Raw genomic sequence first — 13280 nt, 5'->3', positions numbered from 1 at the left:
CTTTCGGCTGACGCCGAAAGACCGGCACAGGGCCTGCATGTCGATATTGGGCTCTGCCGCCAACATTGCGAACTCGAGTTTAGAAGACATCTGGGAACATTCTTTCCAAGGCATCGCACACTCCATTCGTTGGCTGTGCAATGATCATAAAAGTGTTACCTATGTCTCTAGACAGGTGTTACCTATGTCTCTGTGCTAAACACACTTGTGCCCACGCGGTCTCATCGATTGAGCAAAGGAGGCGTGTGAGCTGGTGTTACAGCGCGCGCCTTCGGCGCGCGGCGCCGTCGCCCTGCGGGCGACGGCAGATGGACGATTCGAAGAGGCACGCCCCGGTAGGGGCGAGGCCTTCGAATCCCCCGCGCAGGGCCCGCAGGGGCCCTGCTTCTCTCCGCCAGGAAACAATGCAAAAAGCCAACCCGAGGGTTGGCTTTTTGCATTGTTTCCTGGCGGAGAGAGGGGGATTCGAACCCCCGATAGGCTATGAACCTATACACGCTTTCCAGGCGTGCGACTTAAACCACTCATCCATCTCTCCTGATGCTCCGCTCTCGCGAAGCCGCCTATTATAGCAACAATTCTCGTCAGTTCAAGCACAATCCCCGCCCATCACCCCAGCCACACCTCAGCAAAAAGGCAAGCTTGTCATTTTGCTGTCATCGAACGGACATTTTTGTTTGTTGTAATGCATGCATCCCCGCTGCGCAGCCGGGCTGTACCGACTACCTCCGCCGGAAGACCCGGCTCGCTTCAACTACTCGGAGATGCACAGCATGACCAACAAAGACCTTTCGCCGTCGCGGCGTAATCTGCTCAAGGGGGCGTCGGCGCTGCCTTTCGTGGGCGCGTTCATGGCGCTGCAGTCGCAGCAAACCCGCGCCGCCAACGGCTCGACCGCGCTGATCGACAGCCCCTATGGCCCGATCCGCCCGACCGCCGACCTCACCACCGGCCTGCCGCTGCTGCAGCTGCCGCCGGGCTTTACCTATAAAAGCTTCGGCTGGCGCGGCGATACGATGGCCAATGGGCTCGCTTGCCCGGGCGGGCACGACGGCATGGGCGTCGTCGTGGCGCGCAAGGTCGGCCGCAGCAGCGAACTGGTGCTGGTGCGCAACCACGAGATCGGCGCGACTTCGGCCGGCAACTTCATCAATGCGCCCGGCGTCTATGACAGCGGCAACAACACGGCCGGCTCGTCGAGCAAGTTTGGCGGCGGCACGACCAATCTGATTTTCCGCGACGGTAACTGGGTCAGCATGACGCCGAGCCTGGGCGGCACGCAGACCAACTGTGCCGGCGGCATCACGCCCTGGGGCACCTGGCTCAGCTGCGAGGAAGTCGGTTCGGATGCGGTCAGCGTGGCCGGCAAGAAGCATGGCTATGTGTTCGAGGTGCACTCGGACCCGGCGCGTACCACCGGCCTGCCGATCGTCGGCATGGGCCGTTTCGCGCACGAGGCGGCGGCCGTCGATCCGGCGACCGGCAACGTGTACCAGACTGAGGACAGCTCGGGCAAGTCGGGCTTTATCGCTATGTGCCAGACGTCAAGAACGGCGCACACGGCTCCCTGGCGCTGGGCGGCGTGCTGCAGATGGCCAAGGTCAAGGGCATGCCGAACGTGAACCTGGCCAGCGCGCCTTTAAATGCGCGCTACGAGCTGGAATGGGTGCCGGTCGCCGACCCGGATGCGAACCGCGGCAATGCCGTCGGCCAGACCGGTGTCGCCATCACGAACGCCGCCGGTCCGTTTGTCCAGGGCTGGCAGCTGGGTGCGCTGCGCATGAACCGCGGCGAGGGCATCTGGTATGCGCAGGGCAAGATGTTCGTGATGGATACCTCGGGCGGCGCCGTCCAGCGCGGTGCGATCTGGGAGCTCGACCTGGCCTCCCAAACGCTGAGCTGCATCTACTCGAGCCCGAGCCCGCTCGTCGGCAACATGGGCGACAACCTGACGGTCAGCCCGCGCAACGCGATCCTGGTCTGCGAGGACGCCTCGACCGCCGCCACCGATTCCTTCGGCTTCGGCCAGCGCCTGATGGGCATCACAGGGCAGGGCGATGCCTACATCTTTGCCAAGAACAATGTCGTACTGAGCGAGGTGGGCCTGCAAGCTGCGGGCAAGCAGGCCGGCCTGGCCGGGGATCACCGCGGCAACGAATTCGCCGGCGCCTGCTTCGATCCGACCGGTCGCTACCTGTTCGTGAACATCCAGACGCCCGGCATCACCTTCGCCATCGCCGGCCCATGGGCCAAGGGTCCGCTCTAAAACCTCGACGACAACCAGGGAACCATCATGCAACTCACTCAATTCGCCGCGGTGCTCGCCGCCGCTCTGTCCTTCTCCGGCTCGGCCCATGCCGCGCTCCTGCTCGATTCGAACGGCTCGCCCGCCAACACCGTCACCGGCTACAGCACGCCCGGCGCCGTGTCTTTCGACCTCGACCTGGCGCATCTGAGCCCGACCACGCTGCGCTTCCAGATCGAGGAAGCCGACCTGCTCGGCCCGCTAAGCCTCAATGCCATCGTGCGCAACCTGAGCGGCGCTGCGCTGAACGGCTTTCACTTCAACCTGCAGGGGATTTCCTACCTGTCCGCCGGCAGTGTGACGCCGACCTTCGGCACGCTCGGCGGCGTCAGCAGCGGCCTGGATTACGCCAGTATTTCCTTCGCCTCGCCCGAGTGGGCCGAGTTCCACTTCGGTAATCCGCTGGCCCTGGCCGGCGGCGCCGATTGGCTGCTCGACACGCGCGGACTGGCCGTCGGCGACAGCTTCGTGATCAGCGCCGAAGTGCCCGAACCGTCCACCTTTGCACTGATGCTGCCGGCCCTTTGCATGGCCGGACTGATGGCCGTACGTCGCCGCAAACAGGGCTGATCTCGCTCCATGGAGCACCGGTTTTGGCCGGTGTTCCATTTCAAGGATGATATCAAGTTGGCTACCTGTTGGGCGATGTTGCCGTTAAAAGAGCAAAGTTACTTCCGAGGCCGGAAGGCTGGGACGACAAGCCGATAGGGCGTAGTCCTACCGGACAACGGGCGGGATGTAGTGGCCAGCGGACCCTGCGCTGACTACGATAGACCCCGTCTCAGCCGACATAGGCGGGCACTTCACTTGATTACAGGAGGCAACTATGGCAGCAAATAACCAAGGCGGCAACAAGGGCGGCAACCAGGGCAATCAAGGCGGCAACCAGGGTAACCAGGGTAGCAAGCAGAGCGGCGATACCAGCAACCGCGGTTTCGCATCGATGGATCCACAGCGTCAGCGCGAGATCGCCAGCGAAGGCGGCCGTGCAGCGCACGCTTCGGGCAACGCCCACGAATTCAATTCGGAAGAAGCACGCCGTGCAGGCTCGATGAGCCACAAAAACGACGGCAACAACCAATCCGGTGGTGGCGGCAACCAGCAGAGCGGCGGCAATCAAGGTGGAAACCAGGGCAGCAACCAGGGTGGCAATACCCGCGGCGGCTCGCCTCAGCAGCACGCCGAGGCCGGCCGTCAAAGCCACAAGAACGACAACAATCGCTAAGCGTGCGTCGTTCGCCTGGCCAGGCGACTGATCACCGGGTGGCCGGGTTCACATTTAGTTAGCGGCGGGAACTCTCCCTCCTGGCCGTGCCAACGCCGTAGCGCCGGTTCCCTACCGGTTGCGCGGCGCTTCGTGCTTGCGCGACGTGGTTGCCTGGCGACAGAACTGCACAATTCAGCTGGCGAACATAGCCCGAGAACGATTTCGGCAGCGTGCTTGAGTATTGCTGCGTACAATCGAATCTTTCAATTTGGCAATAAGACGCCATGGATCGATTCCCCTACGCTGCCACTGTTCAGCCCACCGAACTGAAACTATCCGAGCTGATCGGCTCGCTGAGCTACGCGCTCGACATCACCGAAGGCCAGCCGGCCGGGCACTGTGTGCGGGTCTGCTGGATCGGCATGCACATCGGGCGCGACGCCGGGATGAGCACCGAACAGCTCTGGGAGCTGTATTACACGCTGCTGCTGAAGGACCTCGGCTGCAGCAGCAATGCCGCCCGCATCTGCGAGCTGTACCTCACCGACGATCTCGACTTCAAGCGCGACTTCAAGACGGTGGGCGACAGCCTGCCGCAGGTGCTCGGCTTCGTGCTCAAGCATACCGGCCTGAAAGCGGGCCTGGCCGAGCGCTTCCGCAGCGTGATGACCATCCTGCGCGACGGCCCGGCGATTGCCCAGGAAATGATCGTGACCCGTTGCTCGCGCGGTGCCGAGATTGCGCGCCTGCTGCGTTTTCCCGAACGCGTTGCGGATGGCATCTACAGTCTCGACGAGCATTTCGACGGCAGGGGCAAGCCGGCCAAGCTGGCGGGCGAGGCGATTCCGGTCTATTCGCGGATCGCCTTGCTGGCCCAGGTGATCGACGTGTTCCATGCCGAAGGCGGACGCAACGCGGCGCTGAAGGAAGCGCGGGCGCGCGCCGGCAGCTGGTTCGACCCACGCCTCGTCGCGGCTTTCGAACGCGTCGCGCAGCGCGCGGATTTCTGGAGCATGCTCGCGTCCAGCGAGCTCGACAAGACCGTGTTCGCCATGGAGCCGGCCGAACATACGACCCCGCTCGACGACGACTACCTCGACGACATCGCTGCCGCGTTCGGCCAGGTGGTCGACTCGAAAAGCCCCTATACCAGCGGCCATAGCGGCCGCGTGGCCCTGTACACCGACATGATCGCCGAAGCGCTGGGATTGCCGGCCGAGCGGCGCCGCTGGCTCAAGCGCGGCGCGCTGCTCCACGACGTCGGCAAACTGGGCGTCAGCAACAGCGTGCTGGACAAGGCGGGTGCGCTCGACCGCGAAGAATGGGCTGCGGTTCGCCGTCATGCGGAATACACGGAGACCATTCTTGAACGGATCAGCGCCTTCGCGGAATTGGGCCGCATCGCCGGCGCGCACCACGAGCGCCTCGACGGCGGCGGCTATCCGCGCGGCCTCGCGGGCGACCAGATCGACCTCGAAACCCGCATCATCACCACCGCGGACATCTTCGACGCCATCACCGCCGAGCGTCCTTATCGCGGCGCGATCCCGATACCGCAGGCGCTCGAGATGATGGAAAAGACGGTCGGCACGGCGCTCGACCCGCGCTGCTTCCAGGCGCTCAGGGACGCATTGGCGCGCGTGCCACTCTAACCGCGGCGGATGCGCCGCCGGCGGGCCGACACGTGTGCCCTCACGGTGAACGTTCCTGCAAGAACATTTACGTGGGATCGAAAGACTGATCCTACAGGGCTATAAAGCATATTCTTACCCGGCGACGGCCGGGTCAGAGTGGCCCGGAGAGGCTGTGCTGAATAGCATGGTCGCCTGTCCTGCCGAACGAGCGTGGGATTACTTGATAACAGGAGGCAGCAATGGTAGCGAACAACCAAAGCGGCAACAAAGGCGGCAATCTGGATAACCAGCGCAGCAATCAAGTCGACCAGGGAAGCCAGCAAAGCGGCAATCTGGACCAGCAACGCGGTAATCAAGTCAACCAGGGAAGCCAGCAGAGCGGCAATCTGGACCAGCAGCGCGGCAATCAAGTCAATCAGGGAAGCCAGCAAGGCGGCAATTTGCGCAATCCCAAGGACGACTCGATGAGCCAGCAGAGCGTGCGCAACAACCAATCCGGCAGCGCCGGCAACAAGCAGAGCGGCGCCAGCCAGGCCGATAACCAGGCCAGCAATACCCGTGGCGGTTCGCAACAGCAGTATGACGACGCCAGCCGTCGCGGTCTGAAGGACGACGACCAGCGCTGAGCCTTACTTCCATCCTGACCACGAACATGCGTCGTGGACCAGGCCCTTGTTTTAGCGGCGGAAAGTTGACCTCTGCCGTGCCAGGCCGCCGTGCCAGTCATCTGGCCGCTTGCATGGCGCTTCGTGCGCCTGAAGCCGTGCGGTAACATGGTGTCGTCTTTTCAATCACCGACGACACCATCCCATGCGCCTTCGTTCCCCGATCCATGCGGCCGCCTGCGCCGCTTTCAGCCTGTCCTGCAGTGCTTTCGCGCAGGAAGCGCCCGCCGTCTCCGAAGCGGCACTGCGCGCCCACCTGTCCTTCCTGGCCGACGACCTGCTCGAAGGACGCGGCACCGGCCAGCGCGGCGGCGCGCTGACGGTGCGCTATCTCGAGACCCAGGCCGCTGCGCTCGGCCTGAAGCCGATGCCGGGTGGCGGCTACCGCCAGAAGGTCGCGATCGAAGGCACGCGCCTGCTGCCGGGCAGCGCGGTCAGCTTCGAGGCCGGAGGCAAGCGTCTCGATCCGAAGATCGGCGAAGGCATCGTGTTCGGCACGGCCAGCGGGCAGACGGATGTCGCCTTCGACGCGCCGCTGGTCTTCGTCGGCTACGGCGTCAGCGCGCCGGAAGAGAAGTGGGACGACTACAAGGGCGTCGACGTCAAGGGCAAGATCCTGGTCATGATGGTCAACGACCCGCAGCCGACGGGCGAAGAGCCGCAGCGCTTCGCCGGCAAGGCCTACACCTGGTATGGCCGCTGGCTGTACAAGTTCGAGGAAGCCGTGCGCCGCGGCGCGGCCGGCGCGCTGCTGATCCACACGACGCCCTCGGCTTCCTACGCCTGGAGCGTGCCGGCCAACAGTTTTTCGCACGAGCGCTTCCACCTGGCCGGCCAGGGCAACCGCATCGAGGGCTGGCTGCACGAAGACATGGCGCGCATGCTGTTCGCAAGCGCCGGCTTCGACCTCGACCAGCTGCGCGCCCGCGCCGAACGCCGCGACTTCTCTCCGGTCGACCTCAAGACGCGCGCCCGCGTGGCCGTGAAATCGGCAATCCGCCAGGTCGAGGAATACAATGTGGTCGGCATCGTGCCCGGGACCGACCCGAAACTGAAGGAGCAGGCCGTCGTCTACTCGGCGCACTGGGACCATTTCGGCATCGACCAGAACCTGCCGGAAGGGCATGACCGCATCTTCAACGGCGCCGTCGACAACGCCACCGGCAGCGCCGCGCTGCTGGCGATGGCGGCCGAGGCGGTGCGCAAGCCGGCGCGCCGCACCCAGGTCTTCCTGTGGCCGGCCGCCGAAGAGCAGGGGCTGCTGGGCAGCGCCGGCTACGTCGCCAATCCGGTCGTGCCGCTGTCGAAAACCGCCGCCGACCTCAACCTCGACAGCCTGAACTTCGTCGGGCGTACCCGCGACATCGGCGTGCCCGGCGCCGAGCGCAGCAGCCTGTACGGCACCGCGGCCCAGGTGGCGAAGAAGATGGGCCTCAAACTGGCCCCGACCATTCCCGACCTCTCGGGCGCCTACTTCCGCGCCGACCACTTCAATTTTGCCAAGGCCGGCGTCCCGGCCTTCAATGTCGGCTCGGCCGTGTTCTCGGGCGACGGCCATTTCACCTTCGAGCACGACCAGGCCCACGCGAGCGCCGCCATGGTCGGCTACAAGGGTGACTACCACCAGGTGACGGACGAGTACCACGCGGACTGGGACCTGTCGGGCATGACGCAGCAGGCCCAGTTCACGCTGAACCTGGGCTATGCGGTGGCGAATGCGCCGGCCATGCCGACGTGGAAGGCGGGCGATGCCTTCGGCAGCGTCAAGCGCTGAATCCAGTCAGGGAAGCGGGTAGACCTGGCCCTTGCCGGCGCGCTTGGCTTCGTACATCTGGCGGTCCGCTTCCTTGATCAGGTCTTCGGCGCTGGCCTTGCCGTCCGGTGTAAAGACGGCCAGGCCGATACTGGCGCCGACGCCGGCGCTGGCGCCGTCGAGCGCTACCGGGCGGGCCACCTCGGCGGTGATCTTGTCCGCCACCTGGCGCGCATCGCCGAAGGTGTCGCTCATCGATTCGAGCAGCACCGTGAACTCGTCGCCGGCCAGGCGGAACACACTGTCGGTTTTACGGACCACGTCCTGCAGGCGGCTTGCGACCGCGCGCAGCACCGTGTCGCCGGCATCGTGGCCGAAGTCGTCGTTGACGGCCTTGAAGCCGTCCAGGTCGATGAACAGCAGGGCCATGCTCTTGCCGTTGCGGGCGGCGCGGGCCTGCGCGATGGGTAGCATCTCGAGCATGGCGCGCCGGTTCAGCAAATTGGTCAGCATGTCGTGCCGGCTTTCGTACTCGCGCCGCGCCTCGGCTTCCTTGCGTTCCGAGATGTCGTGCAGGAAGGCGCTGAACATCTTCTGCCCGTGCAGTTCGAGGACGCTCATGCGCAGTTCGACGATCAGCGACGAGCCGTCCTTGCGCACCGCCGGCAGTTCGAGGCGCTTGCCCAGCACCGTCGACATCCCGGTCGTGACGTAGCGCAGCATGCCCTCGCGGTGGGCGCCGGTCAGCGTGTCGGGAATGATCAGGCGGTCGAGCGAAACGCCGATCGCTTCCAGCGCCGTATAGCCGAAGGTCTGCTCGGCCGCCCGGTTCCAGACTGTGACCACGCCGGCCTGGTCCAGGCCGATGTAGGCGTCGTTCGCATTCTCGATCACGCTGCGCAGTTCCAGCTCGCGCTCGTGCAGTTCCTCGGTGCGCGCGGCCACGCGCGCTTCCAGGTCGGCATGCAGCGTGCTGAGGGCCGCTTCCGCCTCTTTCTGGGCGTTGATGTCCTTGATCACGGCGATGAAGTATTCGATCTCGCCGGCCTCGTTGCGCTTGGCGCTGACATCCAGATTCGCCCAGACCAGTGCGCCGTCCTTGCGGATGTAGCGCTTCTCCAGGGTGTACCGCTCCAGCTCGCCGCTGCGCAGCTGCGCCAGCAGGTCGAGGTCGAGGTCGAGGTCCTCGGGATGGGTGATCCGCTGGAAGGTCAGGCGCTGCAGTTCCTCGGGCGCATAGCCGAGCATCCTGGACAGTTCGCGGTTCACGCTGACCCAGCCGCCCACCGGCGAAACCAGCGCGATCCCGATGCTGGCCAGGTCGAAAATCGAACGGAAGCGCGCTTCGCTGGCGTTCAGGACCGACTGCGAACGCAGCACATGACGTCCGGCCACCGCCAGCCGCTCGCGGTATTGCACTTCCTTCTGCACGATGTCGGCCAGGTCGATCATGACGCACAGCTCGTCGGCGCTCAGCACGCGCGCCTTGTCGTCGATCGCGCACAGGGTGCCGATCGGCAGGCCGCCGCTCGAGCGGATCGGCACGCCGGCATAGAAACGGATGTTCGGGATGCCGGTGACGAGCGGATTGTCGGCGAAGCGTTCGTCGCTGCTGGCGTCGGCCACCACCAGCGGCTGGTCCTGCAGGATCGCGTGGGCGCAGAAGGCCTGTTCGCGCGGTGTTTCCATCACATCCAGGCCGACGCGCGACTTGAACCACTGGCGGTTCTCGTCGACCAGAGAGAACAGGGCAATCGGCACCTTCAACAGGCGGCTCACCAGCCGGGTCACGCGGTCGAAGACTTCCTCTTCCTCGGTATCGAGCAGGTCGAGTGACCTGAGCAGTTGCTGGCGTTCGAGTTCGTCGGGTGGTGGGCTGGCTGCTGGCATGGGTTCCTGGTGCGGATGCGCCCGGCAAGCTACGCATCGTGCATGTAACGAAGGTTCCCGAGACTGTAGCAGATCGGCGCCATGGGAAGCTGTGTGCGCTTTTTTGGAGCGGAACGACGGAAAGACAACTCTGTCGCGTTTGCGCCAAAACGGTGCAAAATTTCACATATTTTTGACCAGAGTTAACAAACATCTATCGATTTTGCTGATTCTGGGCCGTAATATACTTTCCTTGTGGCAATTTGCCTTTTTTTGATTCAACATTGGCCTGTGTACGGCCTCAATGATTTATGGAGTTAACGTGGTCGAAGCAAGCAGTAAACAGACCGATATCGAAGTATTGTCGTTCCGCCTCGGGGCGGAAGAGTATGGCATCGGCATCCTGACGGTACAGGAGATCCGCGGCTATGAAGTCCCCACCCGCATTGCCAACGCGCCGGAATGGCTGCTGGGCGTCCTCAACCTGCGCGGCCAGATCGTGCCGATCGTCGACATGCGCCTGCGCTTCAACCTGGGCCAGGTGCGCTACGACAGCCTGACCGTCGTCATCATCCTGAACATCGGACAACACGTGATCGGCATGGTGGTGGACGGCGTCTCCGACGTCGTGACCCTGGCGCCCGAGCAGGTGCGTCCTGCTCCCGCACTGGGCGGCAGCATCGACGCCGAATGCCTGCATGGTCTCGGCACGGTCGGCGACCGCATGCTGATCCTGCTCGATATCGAACGCCTGATGATGGCGCCCGAGATGGGCCTGGTCTCGGGCACCTCCGACACGCAGCTCCTGGCAGCCTGATTTCATCCATTTCTCAAGCCATTTCATGAAACTCGCAAACCTGAAAATCGCCAAGCGCCTCGCGCTCGGCTTCGGCGCCCTGTGCGTCATCCTGGTCGCCATCCAGACCTTCAGCATCAACATGCTCGGCAAAGTCAACGACGGCACGGCCGAACTCGCCAATAGCCGCCTGCCGAACATTGTCGCCGTGAATACCATCCTCTCCGAAGTCAACGACGTGGCCATTGCTCTACGCAACATGATGCTGAACGCGGACCCCGCCGACCGCCAGAAGCAGCTCGATGAAATCGCCTCGTCGCGCCGCCTGGCACAGGAAAACCTCGACAAGCTGCGCAAAGGCCTGCGCTACCCGGAGGCGCTGGCACTGCACGATCGCATGCTGGCCGCCCACGATCGCTACATCAAGGGCCAGGAAGAACTGGTCAAGATCATCGGCAGCGGCGATGAAACGGAAGCGCGGCGCTACCTGAAGGAGGTGATGCGCCCGATCCTGTCCGACCTGAAGCATGCCGTCAATGACCAGCTGGCGCTGCAGGACAAGTTTGCGCGCAAGACGGCGGTGGACGCCCAGTCGACCTACGAGTCCACGCGCACCATGATGATCATACTGGCCGCCGTTTCGCTGGCGCTGGCCGCCCTGGTGGCCTGGTGGAACACGCGTTCGATCACGCGTCCGATGGCGCGCGCACTGGACTTGGCCAATACCGTGGCCGCTGGCGACCTCACCAGCCGCATCGAGGTCGATACGACCGACGAAACCGGCCAGCTGCTGCAAGCCCTGAAGACGATGAATGAAAACCTGGTGCGCACCGTGCTGACGGTTCGCAGCGGCACCGAAGCCATCACCACGGCATCGAACGAAGTCGCGGCGGGCAACCTCGACCTGTCGGCCCGTACCGAACAGCAGGCGGGCTCGCTCGAGGAGACCGCCTCGTCGATGGAAGAACTGACCTCGACCGTCAAGCAGAACGCCGACAATGCACGCCAGGCCAATAGCCTGGCCGAGGCGGCGTCGACCGTGGCCGAGCGTGGCGGACGCGTGATCGGCGAAGTGGTCGGCACCATGGACAAGATCAGCAGCTCGTCCGGCAAGATCGCCGACATCATCGGCGTCATTGACGGCATCGCCTTCCAGACCAACATCCTGGCCCTGAACGCGGCCGTGGAAGCGGCCCGCGCCGGCGAACAGGGCCGTGGCTTCGCGGTCGTGGCGACCGAGGTGCGCAACCTGGCCCAGCGTTCGGCAGCGGCGGCCAAGGAGATCAAGGGACTGATCGACGACTCGACCGAGGCCGTGCAGGCAGGCGGCAAGCTGGTCGGCGAGGCCGGCGCGACAATGCAGGAAATTGTCGAGAGCGTGCGCCGCGTCACCGACATCATGAGCGAGATCACCTCGGCCAGCCAGGAGCAGACGGCCGGCATCGAGCAGATCAACGAAGCCATTACCCAGATGGACCAGGTCACCCAGCAGAACGCCGCCCTGGTCGAGGAAGCGGCGGCGGCATCGGCGTCGATGCAGGAGCAGGCTACGCACCTGACGCGCGCGGTCAGCGTGTTCACGGTCGAAGGTGGCGCAGCGCCCGCATTGGCTGTGGCACCGGCTGCAGCACCGGCTGCCGCCGTCGCGCGCCCGGCACTGGCACGTCCGGCCCAGCGTCCAGCTGCGCCTGTGCGCAAGGCGGCCGCCGCCAAGCCGGCGGCCAAGGTCGCGGCGGGCGAAGCGGACTGGGAAGAATTCTGATCCGCCACGCTTGACCCGTGTTCGACAGGCCCGCGCAAGCGGGCCTTTTTTCATGCGCGCAAGCCTGCGCGGTGTGCAGCATGGCCCGTGCTAGCATCGCATCACGACAGCCCACGACAAGGACCCGACACAGTGCAAGCGCCCATCCAGCAAGCTCCCTTCGCCCGGCTGCCCGACGGCCGGCAAGTCCAGGTCTTCACGCTCGCCAACGCGGCCGGCATGCGCGTCAGGATCCTGGACCTGGGCGGCATCATCACCGAGATCCACGTGCCCGACCGCGACGGCGTGTTCGCCGACGTCGCGCTCGGTTTCGACACGCTCGATCCCTACCTCGGCGACAGCCCGTATTTCGGCGCCCTGATCGGCCGCTACGGCAACCGCATCGCCGGCGGCCGCTTCAGCCTCGACGGCCAGGCCTACACGCTGCCGGTCAACAACGGCAAGAACCACCTGCACGGCGGCGTGCCCGGCTTCGACCGCGTGCTGTGGCGCTCGCGCATCGAGGGCAATGAGCTGGTGCTGGACTACCGCAGCGTCGATGGGGAGCAGGGCTATCCGGGTAACCTGGATGCGACCGTGCGCTACAGCCTCGGCGAGGACAACGCCATCGTGGTGCGCTTCTCGGCCGTGACCGACCGCGCCACGCCCGTCAACCTGACCCAGCACAGTTATTTCAATCTCGCGGCAGGCGGCGACATCCTCGGTCACGAGATGATGATCGATGCGGACAATATCGTCCCGATCGATGCCAGCCTGATCCCGACTGGGGCGCTGATGCCGGTCGCCGGCACGCCTTTCGATTTCCGCAGCCCGGCGCCGATCGGTGCGCGTATCGATGCGCCGAACGAGCAGCTGCAACATGGCGGCGGCTACGATCACTGCTTCGTCCTGAACGGGGCAGCGCCGGGTGCACTGCGCCTGGCGGCGCGGGTGCGCGAGCCGCGTTCGGGCCGCGTGCTGGAACTGTTCACCCAGGAGCCGGGCGTGCAGTTCTACAGCGGGAATTTCCTCGACGGCTCGCTTGGGGGCAAGGGCCGCAGCTACTCTTACCGCAGCGGTTTTTGCCTGGAGCCGCAGCATTTTCCCGATTCGCCGAACCAGCCGTCCTTCCCGAATACGATCCTGCGTCCCGGCGAGACGTACGCCACCGAATCGCGCTTCCGTTTTTCGAGCGACGCCTGAGGGCAGGGCCGTGGTGTGTTGTCGAATCGCCTACGTTTTCACGCACCGCGCATAGGCTTCACCCGCCCCGCATGAGCCGGTTACCGTAGGCGTCCGCGCGCTTTTTT

11 protein-coding genes and 1 tRNA gene are annotated in these 13280 nt (G+C 64.8%); 10 read left to right on the top strand and 2 right to left on the bottom strand.

Annotated elements, in window-relative coordinates; all coding sequences use genetic code 11:
• Positions 1–447: 447 nt before the first annotated feature.
• Positions 448–538, bottom strand: a tRNA-Ser gene (locus tag C2862_RS08275).
• Between the two features lie 235 nt (positions 539–773).
• On the opposite strand from C2862_RS08275, the gene C2862_RS25905 reads away from it, so the two are divergent.
• The 7 genes from C2862_RS25905 (at position 774) to C2862_RS08245 (ending at position 7585) form a co-directional block, all read left to right on the top strand.
• Entirely contained in the window at positions 774–1622 is an 849-nt protein-coding gene (locus C2862_RS25905; protein WP_267873523.1) for an alkaline phosphatase PhoX, read from the top strand.
• Positions 1583–2266 carry an alkaline phosphatase PhoX gene (locus C2862_RS25900; RefSeq protein ID WP_267873522.1) on the top strand — a complete coding sequence of 228 codons (684 nt, stop codon included), beginning with the start codon at positions 1583–1585 and terminating at the stop codon, positions 2264–2266. Before C2862_RS25905 ends, C2862_RS25900 begins: the two co-directional genes overlap by 40 nt.
• A gap of 27 nt (positions 2267–2293) precedes the next feature.
• Positions 2294–2875 carry a PEP-CTERM sorting domain-containing protein gene (locus tag C2862_RS08265; RefSeq protein ID WP_136219637.1) on the top strand — a complete coding sequence of 194 codons (582 nt, stop codon included), beginning with the start codon at positions 2294–2296 and terminating at the stop codon, positions 2873–2875.
• A 256-nt stretch (positions 2876–3131) separates the two neighbouring features.
• The gene (locus C2862_RS08260) at positions 3132–3530 is read left to right on the top strand and encodes a KGG domain-containing protein (RefSeq protein WP_136219636.1); all 399 of its coding nucleotides are present in this window, start codon (positions 3132–3134) and stop codon (positions 3528–3530) included.
• Between the two features lie 266 nt (positions 3531–3796).
• On the top strand, positions 3797–5164 hold the full coding sequence (locus tag C2862_RS08255; RefSeq protein ID WP_136219635.1) for an HD-GYP domain-containing protein: 1368 nt from the start codon (positions 3797–3799) through the stop codon (positions 5162–5164).
• Positions 5165–5385: 221 nt separating this feature from the next.
• Positions 5386–5772 carry a hypothetical protein gene (locus tag C2862_RS08250; RefSeq protein WP_136219634.1) on the top strand — a complete coding sequence of 129 codons (387 nt, stop codon included), beginning with the start codon at positions 5386–5388 and terminating at the stop codon, positions 5770–5772.
• Positions 5773–5956: 184 nt separating this feature from the next.
• Positions 5957–7585, top strand: a complete 1629-nt coding sequence (locus tag C2862_RS08245; RefSeq protein ID WP_136219633.1) for a M28 family peptidase — start codon at positions 5957–5959, stop codon at positions 7583–7585.
• Positions 7586–7591: 6 nt separating this feature from the next.
• Here the strand turns inward: C2862_RS08245 and C2862_RS08240 are convergent, their stop codons facing one another.
• A complete protein-coding gene (locus tag C2862_RS08240) occupies positions 7592–9454 on the bottom strand; it encodes a PAS domain S-box protein (protein ID WP_136219632.1) in 1863 nt (620 codons plus the stop codon).
• 283 nt (positions 9455–9737) lie between these two features.
• Here C2862_RS08240 and C2862_RS08235 point away from each other — a divergent pair, with 283 nt between their 5' ends.
• From C2862_RS08235 to C2862_RS08225, 3 genes are all read left to right on the top strand, one after another.
• Positions 9738–10250 carry a chemotaxis protein CheW gene (locus C2862_RS08235; protein ID WP_136219631.1) on the top strand — a complete coding sequence of 171 codons (513 nt, stop codon included), beginning with the start codon at positions 9738–9740 and terminating at the stop codon, positions 10248–10250.
• Positions 10251–10275: 25 nt separating this feature from the next.
• On the top strand, positions 10276–11991 hold the full coding sequence (locus C2862_RS25975; protein ID WP_136219630.1) for a methyl-accepting chemotaxis protein: 1716 nt from the start codon (positions 10276–10278) through the stop codon (positions 11989–11991).
• Between the two features lie 132 nt (positions 11992–12123).
• On the top strand, positions 12124–13173 hold the full coding sequence (locus tag C2862_RS08225) for an aldose epimerase family protein (RefSeq protein WP_136219629.1): 1050 nt from the start codon (positions 12124–12126) through the stop codon (positions 13171–13173).
• The last annotated feature ends 107 nt before the right edge of the window (positions 13174–13280 follow it).

The organism is Massilia sp. Mn16-1_5 (genome assembly GCF_004798585.1).
Lineage (GTDB): Bacteria > Pseudomonadota > Gammaproteobacteria > Burkholderiales > Burkholderiaceae_D > Telluria.
This window is presented reverse-complemented; position numbering and strand designations above follow the sequence as displayed.

Bases quoted from the DNA above. Each gene is read 5' to 3' on its own strand.
- C2862_RS25905 (WP_267873523.1), top strand. From the start codon at position 774: ATGACCAACAAAGACCTTTCGCCGTCGCGGCGTAATCTGCTCAAGGGG.
- C2862_RS08265 (WP_136219637.1), top strand. From the start codon at position 2,294: ATGCAACTCACTCAATTCGCCGCGGTGCTCGCCGCCGCTCTGTCCTTC.
- C2862_RS08260 (WP_136219636.1), top strand. From the start codon at position 3,132: ATGGCAGCAAATAACCAAGGCGGCAACAAGGGCGGCAACCAGGGCAAT.
- C2862_RS08255 (WP_136219635.1), top strand. From the start codon at position 3,797: ATGGATCGATTCCCCTACGCTGCCACTGTTCAGCCCACCGAACTGAAA.
- C2862_RS08250 (WP_136219634.1), top strand. From the start codon at position 5,386: ATGGTAGCGAACAACCAAAGCGGCAACAAAGGCGGCAATCTGGATAAC.
- C2862_RS08245 (WP_136219633.1), top strand. From the start codon at position 5,957: ATGCGCCTTCGTTCCCCGATCCATGCGGCCGCCTGCGCCGCTTTCAGC.
- C2862_RS08240 (WP_136219632.1), bottom strand. From the start codon at position 9,454: ATGCCAGCAGCCAGCCCACCACCCGACGAACTCGAACGCCAGCAACTG.
- C2862_RS08235 (WP_136219631.1), top strand. From the start codon at position 9,738: ATGATTTATGGAGTTAACGTGGTCGAAGCAAGCAGTAAACAGACCGAT.
- C2862_RS25975 (WP_136219630.1), top strand. From the start codon at position 10,276: ATGAAACTCGCAAACCTGAAAATCGCCAAGCGCCTCGCGCTCGGCTTC.